Here is an 18148-nt window from a genome sequence, read left to right as displayed (position 1 = left end):
TGAGTGTGTATCAGCGGCCGTTCCCACTCGTCAACGGCGCGTTCACCCCTTGTGGCCTGCGGAAATAACGAATTGGCGAGCTTTTCGTGCCCATTGGTCGAGACCACTGAAGCGCTCCTGGCCAGGGCCTGGCAACGGATTTCGCCCCTGAACGCGCCGAGGCCCGCGCCGAGTCGGGACGGCGCGGGCCTGACAGGGGACCGGCCCCTCGAAAGGGGCCGATCGGGTGAGCCGATTACTGCGTCGGGGGCGGAGGCGGCGTCTGCCCGTCGGGCTGGGCCGGGTACCCCGGCTGACCGGGCTGCGGGTAGCCGTAGCCCGGCTGCGGGGGCCCGGCCGGGGGCTGCCCGGGCTGTCCCGGCTGCGGGTAGGGCGGCTGTCCCGCGGCCTGCGGGTACGGCTGGCCCGGCTGGGCCGGGGGCTGGCCCGGCTGGGCGTACGGCTGGCCCGGCTGCTGGGGGTACGGGCCGGGCTGCCCGGGGATCTGCTGGCCGGGAGCCGGCTGCTGTCCCGGGTACGGAGCCTGGGGCGGGACGGGCTGGCCGGGCAGCGGCGGGGCGGCCACCGGCGGCGGGTTGCCGTCGGAGGTCCACAGCCCGTGCGACTGCTGGTGCCGGACGAAGTCCTCGGCGACCATCGCCGCCAGGTTGAAGTACGCCTCCCGCACCTTCGGCCGCATCATGTCGAGGTCGACCTCGGCACCGGCGGCGAGGTGCTCGTCGAACGGCACGACGATGACGCCCCGGCAGCGCGTCTCGAAGTGCGACACGATGTCCTCGACCTTGATCATCTTGCCGGTCTCGCGCACCCCGGAGATGACGGTGATGGACCGCGAGACGAGGTCGGCGTACCCGTGCGCCGACAGCCAGTCCAGGGTCGTGCTCGCACTGCTCGCCCCGTCCACGGACGGCGTCGAGATGATGATGAGCTGGTCGGCGAGGTCCAGCACACCGCGCATGGCGCTGTAGAGCAGACCGGTGCCGGAGTCGGTGAGGATCACCGGGTACTGCTTGCCCAGCACGTCGATCGCGCGCCGGTAGTCCTCGTCGTTGAACGTCGTGGACACGGCCGGGTCGACGTCGTTGGCGATGATCTCCAGCCCGGACGGCGCCTGGGACGTGAATCGTCGGATGTCCATGTACGAGTTGAGGTACGGGATCGCCTGGACGAGGTCACGGATGGTGGCCCCGGTCTCCCGCCGCACACGGCGCCCGAGGGTGCCCGCGTCCGGGTTGGCGTCGATCGCGAGGATCTTGTCCTGTCGCTCGGTGGCGAGCGTGGAGCCCAGCGCGGTGGTCGTGGTCGTCTTGCCGACACCGCCCTTGAGGCTGATCACGGCGATCCGGTAGCAGGACAGCACGGGCGTGCGGATCAGCTCCAGCTTCCGCTGCCGCTCGGCCTCCTCCTTCTTCCCGCCGAGCTTGAACCGGCCACCGCCGGCCGCCGGACGGCTGCTCTTCGCCTTCTGCTTCTTGCTGTTGAGGAGCCGGTCGGACGACAGCTCCACCGCAGCGGTGTAACCGAGCGGCGCGGCACCGGGGTTGGTCGGCTGCCGCTGGTCGTGCTGCATGGGCTGCGGCCAGGCCGCGCCGGTACGGGGGTCCACAGGCTGCTGGGGCTGCCCGCCGGGCTGCGACTGGGCCTGCGGGGGCACGCCGGGCTGCTGGGCCGGGGGCTGCGCGCCGGGGTGGGGGAAGCCGTAACCGCCCTGGGCGTTGGGGGCACCGGGGTGCGGGAAGCCGTAGCCGTCCTGAGGGGTGGGTGCGCCAGGGGCGGGGGCGCCCTGCTGCGGGAAGCCGTAGCCGCCCTGCGGGGTGCCGGGCTGCTGGGCCGGGGGCTGCGCGCCGGGGTGCGGGAAGCCGTAGCCGCCCTGGGCGTCGGGCGCGGCCGGGGCTCCCGGCTGGGGGAAGCCGTAGCCACCGGGCTGCGGTGTGGGCTGAGCGGGCGGCTGGTTCGGCGCGGCCGGCTGGTTCCAGGCGGCGGGCGCGGGCTGCGGCGCCTGCGGCTGGAACGGCGGCTGCTGAGCCGGCACCGACGGCTGGGGCGGCACCGGCGGCTGCCCCTGCGCGGCCGTCGGCTGCGGCTGCGGCTGCGGCTGCGCGGGCGCGTTCGGGTCCGCGGGCTGTGCCTGCGGCTGGGGATGCTGCTGTGCGGGCCACTGGCCCGCGGGCGCCGGGGCGGCCGGCTGGTACGACGGCGGCAGCGGCGGCATGCCGTGCGGGGCCGGGGGCGTCCAGGCCGACTGGGCGTCGGGAGCCTCCTGTGCAGCGGTATCCGTAGCCTCCTGCGCAGCGGTGTCCGCCGGCCCGGTGTCCTCGGACGCGGCATCGGCGGGCGGGGTGTCCGCGGCGTCCGCGGCATGGGCGTCGGGGGACTCGGCGTCGGCGGACTCGGTGTCGGCGGGCTGCGCGTCGTCCGGCTCGGGGGCCGTCGGGGTCTGGTCCTCGGCCACCGCGTCCGCGGACGCCTCGGGCGCCTTCGCTGCGAGCACCGCGTCCCCGGGCGCGTCATCCCGCGACACGGAGTCGTCGGCGTCCACCGGGGAAGCTGCGACGGGGGCCTCTCCCTCGGTCGCCCCGGTGCCGTCCTCGTCGGCGTCGGAGCGCGCACCCTCGACATCACCGCCGGAGTCCCCACCCGGCTCGAGTGCTTCGTCGGTCGAGCCGGAAGCGACCGGGTCGGCTCCGTCCTTGTCTTCGTCCTTGTCCTCGTCCCGGCCCGCGTCCACCGAGTCCAGGCGCGCCTCCGCCGCGGCGGCACGCTCCGCGATCTCCCGCTTCAGAGCGACGGCGGAGAAGCGCATGGTGGCGCCGCTCTCCGGATCACTGCTCTCCGACTCCCTCTCCTCGGAGGCGGAAGGAAAAGCAGCCGGAACGGGGGGAGCGACTGGAGCCTCGGGAGCAGTTGGAGCAGCGGGCGGAGCCTCGGGAGCCGCCGCCGGAGGAGTCGACGGCGGCCACTGCGCCTGGTATCCCCCGGGGAAGTTCGGCACAGCGGCCGAAGACGCGGGCCCGTCGGCCGCGGGCCCCTCGATCTGCCCCTGGGGCTGCGGCTGCGACCCCTGCGGCTCGAAACCGCTTCCCATCGGAAGCTTGGGCATGGCGGCCGACCCTCCGGCGGACGGCGCGGGAGGCGTGGGAGGCGACGGCGGCGCAAAGGGCACACCCGGCGCGGGCGCGGGAGGCGTGAAAGGGGCGCCCGGAGCGGGCGGTGGCACGGGCGGAGTGAAGGGCGCCCCGGGAGCCGGAGCGGGGGCGGAGCCCTGCCCCTGAGGGGACGACGGGGAGGACGCGGCCCCACCAGGATGGGCATGCGGCGGCGGAGTCAGCCCCGGCAACGGCGGCACCGGCCCCTTCGCAGCCCCGGAATCCGCGGCCGCCCCCGACGCGCTGGACTCCTCGGACGCTCCCGCGCCCTGCCCCGAGCCCGAACTCCCCGAGGCGTTCTGCGTGTACCAGGCGGGCGGCGCATAGTCGATGGTGAACTCGCCGGTCATCTCGACGTCGGATTCCGCGTCGGGCTGGTCATCGCCGGGTGTCGCCCAGCCCCCGCGGATCCCGTCCCGATCGCTGCTCACAGTGTTCCTCCTGGTGTGGTCGAGCACCCTCATGCCGTGCTGGGGCGACCCTTGCTTGTCGTCCGGCGTCGTGCGAAGTCGTTTGCGGCGTATCGAGGTCGTCCGAGGCAGTCCGCTGCACAGGCTTCCCCGCTCTCCCCCTGGGGCACCGACGCCCACTCCACGGGTTGTGACGTCGCGCCCCGTCCCAGCCTAATCACGACCGACCCGAACGCGTCAGGCCCGCCCACCTCTCCATCCACAGCCGATTGCCACAAGCGACGCATACGGGATGTACGCTCACTGCTCAATGGGTATAAACCGGACGGGAACGTTCAGCCCAGGGAGACGTGACGTCAGTCAATTCGCCGCGGGGTGCCCAGGAGCCCGGTCTCGGTATCCGTGGGCTGCGTAGTCACATACTGGCGGTCGCCATCGGCACACCACAGCGTGACCCCGTCGGGCAGCGTAGGCAGCGACCCCACGTCACCCTGAGGCAGAGCCAAGGTGCGGCCCAGCTCCGCCGCCTCGTCGGGCGAGACCCGCTGCACACCGACGAGCTGTGCCTGCCGAATCAGTCGCGGGGCGACGGGGCTCAGATACGGCAGCAAGGTCAGCACCGACTGCCAAGGGCCTGACACGACCCGTCCACGCGGCGGGCGCATACCGCAATCTCGCACCACCAGCACCGGCGTACCCGCTGAGGCACCTTGCGGGGGCACCCGGCCGACGTCGTACACCGACAGGCCGTTCTGCCCGCCGCCCAAGGCATGCACCATCCGTGCCCAGGCCTGCGGGCGTCCCGTCTCGACGGCGACACGGGCACCCGTGGCCGCTGAGCGCAGAGCGAGGACCTGGGCCGTCCACAGGCCACCGATGAGCACGACACCGTAGGGCGAAGGACGATTCACCCCGAGCACGGCGGGCTGGCCCTCGGTGTTCACTCCGACCACCACGCCGTCGTCGCCCACGGGCAGGGACAGGACGTCTATCTCTTCCGCCGACAGTGAGTGCCGCGGGTGCCGAGGGCCGAGCAGACCGAAGCCCGTGCGCAGTCGCTGTCCGAAGCCGGGAGTGTGTGGCTCGCCGCCGGTTCGAGGCGAGGGCACAGTCGGTGTCGTCATGCCCATCAGCGGGCCCCTCCGAGCGGCAGAGTGGCGAGAACGCCAGGGAGCTGTTCGCGGTCCAGACGGGCGAGCCCGACCCGGGCCTGCCGTGCCGCATGCTCGACATCACGCCGGGCAGCCGTCAGTTCATCACTGCTTCTGCCTGTGATGCGCAGGTGTCCTGCCACCGTCACCTCTTGATGCCCGCCCCGGGCCAGCGTGAGGCTGAACGTCGTCGCCAGTGCGGGAACCGAGGTCAACGATGCCACCAACTGCGCCGGCGCAGCACCCGCCCCTCCCAGGGGAGGCCAGCGGCGCACCCAATAGGTGGTGTGCCGACGGTTGTCGCAGCGCCAGCTACGGCTGGATTCTTCGGTTCGCCGATGCGGTGCCTCGCCACGCTCGGCCTGGGCGGTCACCATCGGGTTGGCACACACGGAGGTGGCGATGGCGGCCGTCAATTCCTCCTCCGTGAGAAGGGTTGCGCGGAATCCGGCACCGGTCAGTCGGCTCGACAGGTGTTCCCCCGCCCGGGAAAGGCACTTCTGCGCCCCCAGGAGTCCGCCCCCGCGCGCGGCCACCGCTTCCGGGCACAGCTCGGGATCCAGTTTCAGCGCGACCCACATGATCCTGACGGCAGGTGAGGCGACTTGCGCTTGCAGCTGCGTGTAGTTGGTCACCACGACCGACTGCTGCGGCAGATGCGGGGCGGGAGCGGGCTGGGTGTGCACCACGATCTGCGCCGACTCCAGACGTATCCCGTCCACCTCCAATGCGTCCCGCACGTGGGCCACGGGCAGCGGCCTGCGGCTCAGTTCGGCGCGCAGGGCACCGGCGTCCGCCTCGACCTGGAGCACCACAGTCAGGAAGGCCCCGTCACCCACCATGCCGACCGGCCGCCGGTCGTCGCCACGGCTGTAGCTGTACGTGCGCAGGCTCGGGACGCACTCGACGGCAGGGACAAGACCGGAGTCGGTGCCGGGAGGTGCCGGTGAGTTCGCGGCACTCCGGCGACGGGATCGCAAGGCCTGCACGGACGCCAGCCACTCGGGCAGGGAGCGTCCACGGCGACGTACGAACGCGAGTGCCACGAGCAGGGCGGCGACAGCGGCAGCCGGGACCAGCGCGTAGGTGCCGATGCACCAGCCGCCGACCACGAGCGCCGCCGCCAGCTCCAGCAGTACGAGCCGCTGCACCGCGAACGAGCCACCGCGATTCGAGCGCGCCCTCAAGGTAGGTGTGACGGTGCTGCCGGTCGCCGCCCTGTCAGGCGTGGCCGGTGCGGAGCCCTGGGGGCCTGGTCGGCCGACGCTGCGCGGACGCGACCCCGATTGCGACCGCGACCTGGCCCGCGGTGCGGAAGCCATCACTCACAAACCCCCGAATGATCCCGAATCCAGCGCAGCGCAAGCCTCTTGGGGCCCATGGCACCCTACCCGTGCCGCACGTAGGCCCACGCAACAGGCATAGTAGGGGCCGGAGCTGACAACCGAGGCAGCAGAGGGAACCGAAAGCCGGGGGACGGATCTTGACGTGCCCCATGGCTCCGCACGAGGAGTGAGCGGACAACATGGCATCACGGCGTGACGAACTCAACGCCTATACCTTCGCGAAGCGCCGCACACTCGCATCCTTTCTGCGTCCCTCGCCTTCGGGTTCGGAGGAGGGAGCACCCAAGCCACTGAGCGCGGTCTGGCCCGGCACCGTCGTCGGCGTGGTGGTCCTCGCGGTGTTCGGGGCCGTCGGCCTGTTCAGCCCGACGGCCCCCCGAGGCTGGGACGAGCCGGGTGAGCACGTCATCGTCGCGAGTGACTCGACCACGCGGTACGTCGTGCTGGAAACGGGCGGCGAGAAGCAGCTGCACCCGGTGCTCAACATGGCGTCCGCCAAGCTGCTCCTGGAGCCGAGCAAGACCAGCGTCATCACCGTCGACGAGAAGGTCCTGGACAGCGGCAAACCGCCGCACGGCGCCACGATCGGCATCCCGTACGCCCCAGACCGGCTGCCGTCCGGCGGCGAGGCGGAGGCCCCCAAGCGCTGGATGGTCTGCGAGCGTCCCGCAGACGGCGGCCGTGCCATTCAGAAGGCGGCATTCGTCCTCGCCGAGAAGGAGTGGTCCAGGACCGAGGGCGGCAACAAGCTCGCCAGGGGCGACCTGATGTACGTCGTCGGCCCGGACGGCAGGACCCAGTACGTCATCGACTCCCGTGGCTACGCGTACCGGATCGCCGACCCGACCGACAAGGAACTCCTCAAAGCTCTCGACACCCGGAGCCGCGCCCCGCAGCGGGTGTCACAGGAGTGGCTCGACACCCTGCGCACGGGTGACCCGCTTTCGATTCCGACGGTCGAGGGCACGCCGGGCCAGGCGGCAGGCGCCTCCGACAGCCTCGGGGAGTACGACAAGGTGGGCATGGTCATCAAGGCCTATGACGGAACGAGGATGCAGTACTACGTCGTACTGCCCGGCCGCGTAGCCCGCATCTCCGAGTTCACCGCTACGCTGCTGCTCAACAGCAGCGACCTGGTAGCCGTCGGGCAGGCGGGCGAGGCACAGCAGGTCAGCCCCGGTGCGGTCGTGGAGAGCACGACCTTCATGGGCAGCAAGAAGTGGCCGGCGTACAAGCCGAGGACGGTCAACGACGGCGCCAGCGCGACGAGCGGGCGCAACACCGTCTGCAACGTCCTGCGCTCGGTCGACGTCGGCAGCGGCGCGACCACCTTGTCCACCTGGGTGGGCACCGACTTCCCCGCGCAGCTGCCCACCGGGTCGTCCAGCGCTTACGTCACCCCGGGCTCCGGCCAGCTCTACCGCCAGTTCAAGGGCAAGGAGACCAAGGCAGGCAGCGTCTTCCTGGTCACCGACACCGGCCTGCGCTATGCCCTGCAGTCCAACAGTGACAGCGCGAGCGACGACAAAGGCATCGGAACCTCCGCCGAGCAGCGTCAGCAGGAGCTGACGGAAGCCAAGATCGCCCAGACCCGGCTGGGTTATGAGCAGGTCGACCCGGCTCCTGTCCCGGCGGAGTGGTCGACGTTCCTGCCGACCGGACCACGCCTGTCGGAGGCGGCGGCGCGGCAGCCACAGGGTTCGTAGCCGACGCAGTCCCGTAGGAGAGCGAACTCATGCTGAGGAGAGGGCGACATGAGGCCCAAGGCGCGTAAGACCCTGGCAGCGCGGAGGGGATGTACGGTCGCGGCGGCCCTGGTCACCACGACCTCTTTCGCGGCCACGGCGCATCTCACCCTTCTGGCACCCGTGGCACGAGCGGACGACAGCGGCCAGTGCACATTCCCCTCGAAGAAGTACGAGGGCCGCCCGTGGTCGCTGCAGCGGGTCAACCTCGACGAGCTCTGGGCGGAGACGAAGGGCAAGGGAGCCCAGGTAGCGGTGATCGACACCGGCGTCGACGTCAAGAACCCCCAACTCGTCCGTGCTGTCGACGTCTCCAAGGGCAAGAACTTCCTCCCACCGAAGAACGCCAAGGGCGAGAAGATCGAACGCGGCAACGAGCAAGGCACGACGGACACCGTCGGCCACGGCACGCGGGTGGCCGGCATCATCGCCGCCCGCCCGGCCAAGGGGACCGGCTTCGTCGGCCTCGCTCCTGAGGCCACGATCATCCCCATCCAACAAAACGACGCCCAGGGCAACGGGACGGCCGAGTATCTGGCCCTGTCCATTCGCTACGCCGTGGACGCGGGTGCCGACGTCATCAACATCTCCCAGGACACGGCCAACGCGGTCAGGCCTGAGGCCAGCCTGAAGCAAGCCGTCGATTACGCTCTCGACCACAAGGTGGTTGTGGTTGCTTCAGCGGGCAACGACGGCCTCGGCGGCAACGTCAAGATCACCTATCCGGCGTCATTCAAAGGGGTCCTCGCGGTGGCCTCCTCGGACCGCAACAACGAGCGCGCGTCCTTTTCCCAGTCGGGCGAGTTCGTGGGCGTGGCCGCCCCTGGTGTCGACATGATCTCCACCGTCCCCGGTGACGGCCATTGTTCCGACAACGGCACCAGCTTCTCGGCCCCTTATGTGGCCGGAGTGGCAGCGCTCCTGAAGGCGAAACACCCCAACTGGACGGCCCAGCAGGTCGTCGCCCAGATCCAACAGACAGCGGAACGCACGATCCCCGGCCGGGACCGGCTGGTCGGGTGGGGGGTGGTGGACCCGGTCAAGGCGGTGACGGACATTGACCCTGCCAACCCGGTGGAGTCCCCAAAGCCCGAGAGCGGCGTGGCGACGGGCGTGGCGCCGTCGGTGGAACCGGTCCATCTAGGGGAGTCGGAGCAGGAGCGAAACGTGCGGTTGGGTACGTACGTGGTGGTCGGGGGGCTGGTTCTGGTGGCTGGCTTGGGCGGAGCAGCGATCGCCGTGCGGGATGCGCGTAGGCGACGGCACGTTTAGTGACTGAGACAGGGCAGGAGCGACAAGTATGAATGCACTCGACAAACTCAATCTGATGGGCATCGTTCTGGCAGTCGTTTTTCTGGCCATGGCCTGCATCAAGGCAGAGTGGGTACGAGACCGGCGCCGACGGTTCAACCCAGGAGCTGAAGAAGTGCCCGACTCGGCCTTTACCATCACTCGTATCCTGTTCGTGTTCCTCGCTGGCATGCTTATCTACATGGCCATCCAGGGGTTCGGCGTCTCCGCTGGCCAGCCATAAGTGACACGCCTAGAAGCCAGGTGAAATTGTGTCCGGCTAGTGGGCGCTGCATACCGCTGAGTAGGAGAACCCTCGGGATGACGAGGCGGCGCGTAATCTCACTTCAATCCGCCCGCCTTGCACGCCGCTGAAGCCTCGACCTCGCTCGTATAGGCGGTGATGAGCCGCTTCATCGCCTCGGCATCGCTGTGGTCCGAGCCCTGGGCCTGCACCGCTGTGTACAGTTCCTGGCCGTGTCGCTCGTCGACACAGCCATCCGTCTTTCCAAAGGCCTCGTTCCCCGAGTAGCGGAACCGTTCCTCTTCAGCCGAATGCTCGGGGGCCTTGAGCGACTGGCTGGAGGCGAAGTAGGCCGTGGTCTTCCCCTCTTCCACCCATGCCTGCGTGGCCCTTAGGGCTAGCTTGTTGTCCACGACGACCTCGCACACCTTTGTCCCACCGCCGGACTTGTCCCGCACGGTGATGCCCTTGCCGTTAGGGAGGAATGGCTCGAGGTCTCCGGCGTCGACAGCGACGCCGCACAGCTTCTTCGGAACTGCGTAGTCGCGGGCGGACTCATTACTGTCACATGCGGACATCGCGGCAGCAAGGACAGAGATCGCCGCGACGGCAGTCATGCCTCGCTGTCGCCGAGGTGCAGGGCGAACACTCACAAGATCCCCTTCGTCGGGCAGAGATGATCAGAAGGCGGCGATGCTACCGGGCGCCTGTCCGTCCACGATGGCGCGTGCGTTGATGTAACCCTGGCGGGCCGCCTCACGGGCTGTGATACCGGCGTCGCTCGTGTCCATCGTGTGGTACTTGTCCGACGCCGTCCGGGCGGCATCCTCCGTGACGGTCAGGTTCCGTGTCAGGCCTTCCTGCCAGTACTCGCCACCGGTCTGTTGCGCCTGGTCCTTGGCGTGGCCCTCGGCGTCCTTGAACACCGATTCCAGGACGGTGCTGGTGACTGTGCCGACGGTGCCGCCGACCGCCGCCCCGACCCAGGGGGTGGCGACGAAGGACGTACCGACGCCGACCACGGTGCCGACCGTACCGGAGATGATGTTCTTCTTCTGGGCGACGGCGTGCTCGTATTCCTTGTCCTTGTCCGAAGCCTCCTTGCCGATGTACTCCTGCGCGCCCAGCGCGAGCGTGCCGGACACCTCACCGGATCGGCCGGCGATCTGCCGGATGACCAGTTCTTCGTCGTCGGAGAGCCGCTGGGCCTCCGGCAGGTCCGGGTTCAGGTGGTAGTCCATCAGCTTGCCCATGTACGCCTTCTGGCCGACCTCGACAGCGGCGTACCCATCCGGGTTCTGGCCGACGGCGAAGAGCAGCTTGCTCACCGACGCGTGATCCAGCTTGGCTTCCGAGCCGGCGACGGGGTACAGCTTCTCGACCTCCCGCCATTTGTCCGAGTTCGGATCCCGCACGACGTCGGTCATGGAGCGGTTGATGTCCGGCAGGTACTCCGACGTGATCTGTCCGACGCTGTCGGTCATGAACCCCCGGCCGGTGAGCCGCTCCGGTTCGTCCGCGATCGACGCGACCAGGCTCTCCATGAGCTGGGACTGCTCTCGCGTGTGCGCCGGTGTGTCGATGGTAGGTACCTCGCCCGCCGGATGCCCCGTGGTTGCCGCCTCCAGCGCCAAGGCGAGGTTGTTCTCGCCGGTGCGTAGGTCGTCGCCCTTGAGATCGGTCTCCTTCGGCCACTCCCGCTCTTCAAAGAGATACTCGAAGTTGGACAGCGACACCTTGCCCTTGTGGGTGTTTTCGTCATCCGAGTCTCGTTCAAACGGGTTGTCTGGGTCATCCTTCGAGACGAACTCCTGGTTGAAGAAGTCCGTAGCGGCATCAGGGCTGTTGGAGAGACCCTTCAGATAGCCGGTGAGCGGGTCGGAGCCGCTGTCCTCACCGATGCGGTTCAGCCAGGGGTCCGCACCCATGTGCTGCCACGCCATGTTGGCGTGCTCGCCGTTGCCCGTGAGCTTGCGCTCGGTGGCCATGAGCTTGCTGCCGTAGTCCTTCAGGAACTGGTCGTCGTAGTCCCCGGTCCGCATCAGGTTACTCATGACCTGGAAGCCCATGGGGCCGCCGCCGTTGTTGCCATAGACCGGCTTGTCACCGATGTCGATCAACGTGCGCTTCCACTCGGTCATCGCGACCGAATCGCTCTGCGTGGCATGGGCGAGCGTGGTGCCCAGGCTGCGCTGCAGATCGTCGAACTTGTCCAGCCGCTTCTGCCCGAGCTCGTAGTTGCCCCGGTGCGGGTCGTTGACACCGGTCCAGAACTCCAGAGTCTTCTGCGGGCCGAGCGTCGTGGCGAACCTTTCGGCGAACAAAGCGTCGGTGCCGTACTTGTTGAGCCCGTTGAGAAGCCGGTCGAATTCCTCAGGACTGAGGTCCTTGGGATCCTTCCGTGCCAGCTTCGCCAGCTCCGTGGCCTGCTTGAGGGCCTCGGCGGCGCTGTCCCGGTCCTTGTACGAGGCGTCCGAGAAACCGAGTTTGCTCTGGTCGGCGATGGCCTGCAGGACGGTCTTGGCCGAGTTGTCGCTCTCGGTCGCCTTGTCGAGGATGCTCTGGAGTTGGTCGCGGAGTGAGGTGATCTCGGACTGGTTGTCCTTGTCCTGCTGTGCCCGACCCTCCGGCGGCACGCTCGACGTGACAGTGAATCCACCCTCGTAGCCGATGACCGTCAGATTCCTCTTCCGACCTCCCTCGATGGCGTCGACGAGTTGTTGGTGATACCCCTTCAGCTCGCCCCGTGTGTCCGCGAGGATTTTGTGGATCGTGCTGGCCTGGGTGTGCGCGTCGCTGAACTCGCCGGCCGTCTTGCCGATGAATTCCTTCGAAACTTGAGCGTTCACGCCGGCCCAGTCCGCTTTGTTCGCAGCCTGGTGCAGCTCGTCCTCGGCGTCCTTCTTCAGCGTTGCGAGGTTCTTGACGAGGGTAGACCAGTCCGTGACGGCGTCGTCCAGCAGCTTGAAGTTGGCGTCGCGCAGGGTTTCGAGGTCCATCGGTGAATATCCCCAGAAGTGTCGAGCAGTGGCAGATCGAGTCGGTGCGATGCTGGCCGGTCTTGGGCCGAGGAGGGGACACTCCGGTGTCACCCGGTGGCCCTGCCGCTACTCTTCCTTCTTCTTCTCTTCCTTCTTCTCCCCGTATACAGGGTTTTTCTCACCGGGCTGCCCGACGCGCTCGTCGAAGCCGGCGTCCAGGGCGTCGATGCTGCTCATCTGGCGCACGATGAAGTTCTCGTCGCCCGCGTGAATCTTCTTTGTGACCTGCAGGTGGTTCGTGATCTGCGCACAGGCGTCCATGAGGGACTTGAGCTGTTGCTCCCAGCGGTTCGACACATGCTGCAGCCCCGCCCCGAGCGCGAAGCCCTGCTTCGACAGATCACTGGCCGCGGAGTCGCTGCTGGGAACGGCGACGCGAGCCTTGTCCCAAAGGACGTTGTACAGGGAATGCGCCGACTTGCTGATCTTGGCCAACGAGGCGTTCGCCACCTTCAGGTCGCCGTACTTGCCGGCGCCGCCGGCCGTGCCGGGGGAGCCGTCGCCCGGGTCGAGTTGGTTCAACTGCATCTGCGCGGAATGACGTTCGACCGCCTGCGTCTTGAGCTGCTCCCACTCGTCCCATGCCATGGGCGGATCCTTCCCCCGTGCTGCTCGGCGCCGGATCCGGGGCGAGGTGGATGCCGTGGCTCCGGTGCTGTGGTTTGGTGGCCAACTTAGCAATGGGCTCCGGGGAGGAAGAGGCGCAGGTCTCTTACGGGTGGATTGTCCGGCGTGAAGGTTCGGGGGAGCTGCAGGCGTGCCCCGGCAGGTCATGCAAGGCCCGCGGGACCCACGGCGTACAGGCTGATGAGTGAGCCGAGCTCCCGGTGGCGGCTGGTCGCGGCCAGTCTCCCTTCGGGCAACTGTGGCATCGCATTCGGTCCCGTAACTGAGTTAACACGCGCCTCGGTTGGCCCAGTTGCGCAGGGTGACTACAGTGGTGAAGGCGCTGTCAGGCGCAGCTCGCTTTGCTGACGCGCGCGCAGCGAGCGATCGGTCCCGATCGGTTCGGGCCCGATGGCTATCACGGGGAAACGGGGAGGGATGTCTTGCTTCCGGCGGACATGGTGGGGGGCGTGTCGGCAGCCAGGGCGGCGGATCTGGAGGCCAGCGGCGAAGCGCTCAGCGACTTCGTGTCGCGGGTGGATGCGGTACTTCGGGATCTTGAGGGTTCGGCCGGCGACCCAACGAAGGTCGGCGCCCAGACCATCAAAGCATCGTCCCTGAGTAACGGCAGGTCCGACGTCTTCCCTGAGGCACACACGCTGTACGCCCAGTACAACAGCGTGCACGACCAGCTCACCACCTTGTCCAAGACCCTCCATCTGCAGATCGAGGCGATCGGCATCGCCGTCAGGGGCGCCTCCATCGGCTTCGACAACCTCGAAGAGGAACAGCGTCAGAGGTTCTGGGCGATCCAGTGGGAGATCGACGAGATCCAGAGCAAGGCGAGCGGCCATTCCTCCGGTGATGGCAAGTCCGGGATGGGGGCTTGACGATGAGCGACGAGCAGCACAAGGCCGACCTCGGCAGGGTTTCCGACCAGAACTCCTTCGCCGACATCGCTCGGAATGTCGAGGAACCGGAGGGAAACGGGTTACTCGCCAGGCTGGTGAGCGACCCCCTGCGAGCGGTGGTAGGGGCCACCGCCCCGGGGAAGGCCGTGTTCGGTAGCACGGACTTCGACGCGAAGAACCTCGACCTCAACGAGATGATCGACCTGGTCGACCAGACGGACCCCGAGGACTTGGAGTCGTCGGGCAAGGCCCTGTGGGACGCACGCGACGCTGTGAAGGCGGCAGCCGACGAGCTTGACGGTCGCATCAACAAGCTCCGCTGGATCGGCCAGGCCGGCACTGCCTTCCGGGACTGGGGTAGTTCCCTCGTCGCCAGCACGCACGACCTGAGCGACTTCGCCGGAAAAGCGGGTGACCAGATCACCGCTGCCGCGGTCGGCCTCGCGTCGGTACGCCGTGCCATGCCGACGCGTGACCCGCACAACCGGAAGCGCCCCGAAAGCTTCACGGACGCTGAGAAGGCTGCGGACAAGGGCGAGTACGACGCCGCTGTGAAGGTGGAGAAGGACCGCCAAGAGGCGATCAACCAGATGAATCGGCTGGCGTCGTACTACGCGGTCTCAAGCCAGCAACTTCAGGCGCTGCAGGAGAAGCCCCCGACGTTCAGGTCCATGCCCGACGTCGGCGTGCCTCAGCCTCGCCAGACGGAAGGTTCTGGTTCAAGCGGAGCAGCCTCGGTCAGTGACGGGTCGGCAGCAAGCACAGGCCGTTACACGCCGACTGAATCGGCAGGACGTAGTGGAGTGCCCGGCTCAAGCGACACGCCGGTTCCATCGACGCCCGTGGGGACGGTCGCCTACCCGGATGACCCTGTCCGCACCAATATCGACAGCGTCGGTACTCTGCCACCCGCCACGACAACGACAGCAACTGGGCACACGCCGCCAGCCACCGGAACCCAGCCCACGGTGGGTGGGCAGACCGGCATGTTCGACAGTCACGGGACTCCGGTTCCGAACCGTGTCTCCGGAAGGACAGCAGGCGGTTCGAACGGTCTTCGTGCTCCTGCCTCTGCTCAGGGTCGCACTCAGCCCGGCGTGACCAACTCCGGCACTGGGCGTACCACAGGGCCCGGTTCCACGAGCCAGACGGGACGCCCCACGCCGACCGGACAGCCGGCTGCCAGGGCGACCGGTTCCACTGCGAAGTCGTCCCCGATGGGCCACGGGGTCACCGGGGGTACACCTCGAGTCGGCGGCACGGCAGCACCGCGAGCCACCGCCGGCCCCGCAACCGGCGCGGGTCGCGCGAACGGTGTCGTCGGTGGGCGGCCTACGACCGCCGGCGGTGTCCCGGCGAAGGGCGGGGCGAGGGTTCCTCGTGGCACGGTGATCGGCGCTGGTCCGAAGGCCATGCCCCAGCCGTTGACCGGTGGCCCCGGGCAGCGTGGGGTCGTCGGAACGCCCCCGTCCGGGGTCAGGACCGGGAGTGGCACGGGTGGTGCCGCTCGGGAAGGAACGGGCGGGCCCAAGCCTGTGACCGGCAACCCGAGCGCGCGCAACTCCGCCGTCCAGGCCGAGCGTAACGGCATGACGCGGGGAGGCACGGGCCTCGTCCGTGTTCCGGCTGGCAAGGCAGAGCCCGGCGAGGGCAGAAACGCGCCGGGAACCCCGTGCCCCGACTACTTGGTCGACGACGGGGAGCCAGGCCCGCCCGACAAGCCACGGCGCGATGTACCGCCGGTCGCCAACTGAGCTCCAGCGAGGACTAACAACGTCATGAAGTCAGGGATCAGCCGACGAGCCGATCGGGCAGCGCTCCTCGGGACACGGAGCGGCAGGCGAGTGGGAGCGGTGGGTGCGATCGTCGGCACTCTGGCGGCTCTGAGCATGGGGCCGGCCCCTGGTGCCGCTGCGGCTGACGCCCAATCGCAGCAGTGGTACTTGAGGCCGATGCAGACCGAGCAGATGTGGAAGGTCAGCACGGGCGAGGGCGTGAAGATCGCTCTCATCGACACAGGTGTGAACCCGGACACACCCTCGCTGAAGGGGCAGATTCTGGCCGACGAAGTCCCCAAGTCGGTCGCCTACCGCGCCACTGACGACTACTCGGGCCATGGAACCAGCATGGCCGAGTTGATTGCCGGTACCGGTGCCGAAGGTGGCCTCCGGGGGCTGGCACCGGGAGCCGGAGTCGTTCCGTATCGGGTGCAGCTCGAAGGACTCAAGGACGGGGCGGACAAGGACAAGACACCTTATGCCTGGCAGGCGTTGCGGGCGGCGGCGGACACTGACGCCAAGATCATCAGCATGTCCCTCGGAGGCATGAACTCCGAGGATTCCAAGGCCGCGGTCAAATACGCTGCTTCAAAGGGCAAGCTGCTCGTGGCGGCAGTAGGAAATGACGGCCACCCCGATATGCCGGCCGCCTACCCCTACGTACTCGGCATCGCGGCGGTCGACTCCTCTTACACGGTTACGAAGAGCTCGGAAATATCGGCACAGGGATATGCCGACCTCGGGGCGCCTGGCAAGTCGATCCCTGTCTGGTGCGACCAGACCTTCCGTTCGTACTGTGACGGAGCGGGATCGAGCCAGGCGACCGCACTCGTCTCCGCTGCCGCCGCACTGATCTGGTCCGCCCACCCCGACTGGACGGTCAACCAGGTCACCCGCGCCCTGATCGACACCGCCAGCCGCTCCTGGCCCAAGGACAAGCCGAGCAGATACGTGGGCTACGGGTTCATCCGGCCGCGCATCGTCCTGGCAAACCCCGATTACGACGCGGGAGCGCCGGACGTCGATCCGCTCGCGAAGGTGAACGGCGGAGACCTGTTGGCCAAGTCCGCCGACAAGACCAAGAGGGCCAGCACCTCACCGACACCGTCTGCGTCGGACCGGTCCCCGACCCCTGATGCGACGTCAACCGGCGGCACGTCGGCGACAGGAGCAAGCGCGGAATCCGCGGACGACAGCAACACACTCTGGATCGCCCTCGGCGTCACGGTCGCTTTGGTCGTGATCGGCGGCGCCGGCGGGGCCGTCCTGCGGGCACGGCGTTCGAGGTGACGCGACCAGCCGCCCGCACCCCGGTGGCCACATGAGCCTGAGACACGGGACAGGGCATCCGCAGCGTGCCTGCCTCCTTGAGGGGAGCATGCAGGACCGAACCGTCAGACAACAGACACAGCAAGGAAAGGCTGGTTATGGCTGTCGACCAGAAGCTTGAAGACCTAGCGGTAATCAAGCTGCAGAAGCAGATGTACGAGAAGTACGAGAACATCCGGAAGCGCGTGCACGGCCTCCAGGGCGTCATCGATGGTCTCGAAGGTCAGTGGCAGGGTATCGGCCGTGCCGAGTTCGACCGGAAGCAGTACGAGATCAACGAGTCGCTGAAGAACATCGGCAGCATTCTCGGCGATGTCATGGAAGCGATGACCACGGCGCGCAACATCACGGACAGCAAGGAAGACGAGGTGCGCGCCGCGGTCAGCCGAATCAGCGTCAATGACGGTGCACCCACGGTTCAGCCGTCTGCTTTCAACTCGATGTGAGACGACCGTGACGGAGGGGTTGGACCCCAGGGCGTCGGTCATCGGTAGCTTTCACCGCACACCACTCGGCACACACATGAGACGAGGTTGGCAGGCATGAGCCGCAACAACGACGGTCTTTCCGTCGCCTATGACGGGCTGGACTTCGCGGCCACCAGGATCGGTAACGAGGCAAAGCAGCTCGAACAGGATCTGCAGGAACTCCGACAGATGGTGGAGAACAGTCGGCAGTACTGGGCGGGCCAGGCGCAGGACCAGTTCAACGAGAAGCTGCGCCGCTGGGACAAGGAAGCCAACGACATCCACCAGGCCCTGATGGGCATCGGCCACGTCGTCGGCCAGTCCGGCGGTACGTACATGGAGGGCGACAAGAAAGCCGCCAGCTACTTCATGTAGAGCGCGGAGGGTTCAGTTGCGGGGGTGGGCGTGCGCGGGAGACGCCCACCCCGCCTGTGTTTCCCCGAAGACCCCTTGAGCAGCCGGGTGATCAACCTGGATGCGGAAGATCACCCGTGCCTGGCCGGGACACTCTCGCACATGCCCATGCGGGCTACGCGTACGGGACGAACCAGGACTCGTCGGCTTCCTGCATCCAGCCCACCCACTGATGCGGATGTCCTTGCGGGTACGGCCAGCCGTCGGTCGCGTCGCGGGCGGTCGCCGCGGCCAGCCTCCCAAGGCGCTCGATACGCTCGGACGGATTCT

At 68.2% G+C, this 18148-nt stretch carries 14 protein-coding genes; 8 read left to right on the top strand and 6 right to left on the bottom strand.

Annotated features, from left to right (window positions below; genetic code table 11):
• Positions 1-235 precede the first annotated feature (235 nt).
• The 3 genes from ACSUPV_RS10810 to eccE form a co-directional block, all read right to left on the bottom strand.
• Positions 236-3577, bottom strand: coding sequence for an SCO5717 family growth-regulating ATPase (locus tag ACSUPV_RS10810; protein ID WP_436947388.1), 3342 nt, complete (start codon positions 3575-3577; stop codon positions 236-238).
• 335 nt (positions 3578-3912) lie between these two features.
• Entirely contained in the window at positions 3913-4680 is a 768-nt protein-coding gene (locus ACSUPV_RS10805) for a hypothetical protein (RefSeq protein WP_078651071.1), read from the bottom strand.
• A 5-nt stretch (positions 4681-4685) separates the two neighbouring features.
• Positions 4686-6029, bottom strand: a complete 1344-nt coding sequence (gene eccE / locus ACSUPV_RS10800) for a type VII secretion protein EccE (protein ID WP_078651069.1) — start codon at positions 6027-6029, stop codon at positions 4686-4688.
• Positions 6030-6232: 203 nt separating this feature from the next.
• Here eccE and eccB point away from each other — a divergent pair, with 203 nt between their 5' ends.
• Genes eccB through ACSUPV_RS10785 form a run of 3 tightly spaced genes read left to right on the top strand, consistent with a single transcriptional unit; the run spans position 6233 to position 9332 of the window.
• Positions 6233-7759, top strand: coding sequence for a type VII secretion protein EccB (eccB, locus tag ACSUPV_RS10795; protein WP_436947387.1), 1527 nt, complete (start codon positions 6233-6235; stop codon positions 7757-7759).
• Positions 7760-7807: 48 nt separating this feature from the next.
• Positions 7808-9070, top strand: coding sequence for a type VII secretion-associated serine protease mycosin (mycP, locus tag ACSUPV_RS10790; RefSeq protein ID WP_436947386.1), 1263 nt, complete (start codon positions 7808-7810; stop codon positions 9068-9070).
• A 28-nt stretch (positions 9071-9098) separates the two neighbouring features.
• Positions 9099-9332: a hypothetical protein gene (locus ACSUPV_RS10785; RefSeq protein WP_359792584.1), complete on the top strand. Its 234-nt coding sequence runs from the start codon at positions 9099-9101 to the stop codon at positions 9330-9332.
• A gap of 98 nt (positions 9333-9430) precedes the next feature.
• Here ACSUPV_RS10785 and ACSUPV_RS10780 read toward each other — a convergent pair whose 3' ends face one another.
• The 3 genes from ACSUPV_RS10780 to ACSUPV_RS10770 form a co-directional block, all read right to left on the bottom strand.
• A complete protein-coding gene (locus ACSUPV_RS10780) occupies positions 9431-9949 on the bottom strand; it encodes a hypothetical protein (protein ID WP_037767795.1) in 519 nt (172 codons plus the stop codon).
• Between the two features lie 63 nt (positions 9950-10012).
• Entirely contained in the window at positions 10013-12331 is a 2319-nt protein-coding gene (locus ACSUPV_RS10775) for a hypothetical protein (RefSeq protein WP_436947385.1), read from the bottom strand.
• A 108-nt stretch (positions 12332-12439) separates the two neighbouring features.
• Complete coding sequence (locus ACSUPV_RS10770; protein ID WP_436947384.1) at positions 12440-12961, bottom strand: hypothetical protein; 522 nt, start codon at positions 12959-12961, stop codon at positions 12440-12442.
• 461 nt (positions 12962-13422) lie between these two features.
• Here ACSUPV_RS10770 and ACSUPV_RS10765 point away from each other — a divergent pair, with 461 nt between their 5' ends.
• The 5 genes from ACSUPV_RS10765 to ACSUPV_RS10745 all read left to right on the top strand — a co-directional run bounded on the left by ACSUPV_RS10765 (position 13423) and on the right by ACSUPV_RS10745 (position 17839).
• The gene (locus ACSUPV_RS10765; protein ID WP_037767792.1) at positions 13423-13869 is read left to right on the top strand and encodes a hypothetical protein; all 447 of its coding nucleotides are present in this window, start codon (positions 13423-13425) and stop codon (positions 13867-13869) included.
• A gap of 2 nt (positions 13870-13871) precedes the next feature.
• Positions 13872-15644 carry a hypothetical protein gene (locus ACSUPV_RS10760; protein WP_436947383.1) on the top strand — a complete coding sequence of 591 codons (1773 nt, stop codon included), beginning with the start codon at positions 13872-13874 and terminating at the stop codon, positions 15642-15644.
• A 135-nt stretch (positions 15645-15779) separates the two neighbouring features.
• Positions 15780-16958, top strand: coding sequence for a S8 family serine peptidase (locus tag ACSUPV_RS10755; RefSeq protein WP_436949891.1), 1179 nt, complete (start codon positions 15780-15782; stop codon positions 16956-16958).
• Between the two features lie 137 nt (positions 16959-17095).
• The gene (locus ACSUPV_RS10750) at positions 17096-17443 is read left to right on the top strand and encodes a hypothetical protein (RefSeq protein WP_037767790.1); all 348 of its coding nucleotides are present in this window, start codon (positions 17096-17098) and stop codon (positions 17441-17443) included.
• A 96-nt stretch (positions 17444-17539) separates the two neighbouring features.
• On the top strand, positions 17540-17839 hold the full coding sequence (locus ACSUPV_RS10745) for a WXG100 family type VII secretion target (protein WP_037767789.1): 300 nt from the start codon (positions 17540-17542) through the stop codon (positions 17837-17839).
• Positions 17840-18148: the final 309 nt, after the last annotated feature.

The sequence above is a fragment of the Streptomyces sp. SudanB52_2052 genome (assembly GCF_964272415.1).
GTDB classification, from domain to species: Bacteria; Actinomycetota; Actinomycetes; order Streptomycetales; family Streptomycetaceae; genus Streptomyces; species Streptomyces olindensis.
Note: the sequence above shows the minus strand (reverse complement) of the source record. Positions and strands in the feature narration are given on the sequence as shown.

Coding starts and splice junctions, on each gene's coding strand:
- mycP (WP_436947386.1), top strand. CDS start 7,808: ATGAGGCCCAAGGCGCGTAAGACCCTGGCAGCGCGGAGGGGATGTACG.
- ACSUPV_RS10760 (WP_436947383.1), top strand. CDS start 13,872: ATGAGCGACGAGCAGCACAAGGCCGACCTCGGCAGGGTTTCCGACCAG.
- eccB (WP_436947387.1), top strand. CDS start 6,233: ATGGCATCACGGCGTGACGAACTCAACGCCTATACCTTCGCGAAGCGC.
- ACSUPV_RS10745 (WP_037767789.1), top strand. CDS start 17,540: ATGAGCCGCAACAACGACGGTCTTTCCGTCGCCTATGACGGGCTGGAC.
- ACSUPV_RS10750 (WP_037767790.1), top strand. CDS start 17,096: ATGGCTGTCGACCAGAAGCTTGAAGACCTAGCGGTAATCAAGCTGCAG.
- ACSUPV_RS10755 (WP_436949891.1), top strand. CDS start 15,780: ATGGGGCCGGCCCCTGGTGCCGCTGCGGCTGACGCCCAATCGCAGCAG.
- ACSUPV_RS10785 (WP_359792584.1), top strand. CDS start 9,099: ATGAATGCACTCGACAAACTCAATCTGATGGGCATCGTTCTGGCAGTC.
- ACSUPV_RS10775 (WP_436947385.1), bottom strand. CDS start 12,331: ATGGACCTCGAAACCCTGCGCGACGCCAACTTCAAGCTGCTGGACGAC.
- ACSUPV_RS10780 (WP_037767795.1), bottom strand. CDS start 9,949: ATGACTGCCGTCGCGGCGATCTCTGTCCTTGCTGCCGCGATGTCCGCA.
- ACSUPV_RS10770 (WP_436947384.1), bottom strand. CDS start 12,961: ATGGCATGGGACGAGTGGGAGCAGCTCAAGACGCAGGCGGTCGAACGT.
- eccE (WP_078651069.1), bottom strand. CDS start 6,029: ATGGCTTCCGCACCGCGGGCCAGGTCGCGGTCGCAATCGGGGTCGCGT.
- ACSUPV_RS10805 (WP_078651071.1), bottom strand. CDS start 4,680: ATGACGACACCGACTGTGCCCTCGCCTCGAACCGGCGGCGAGCCACAC.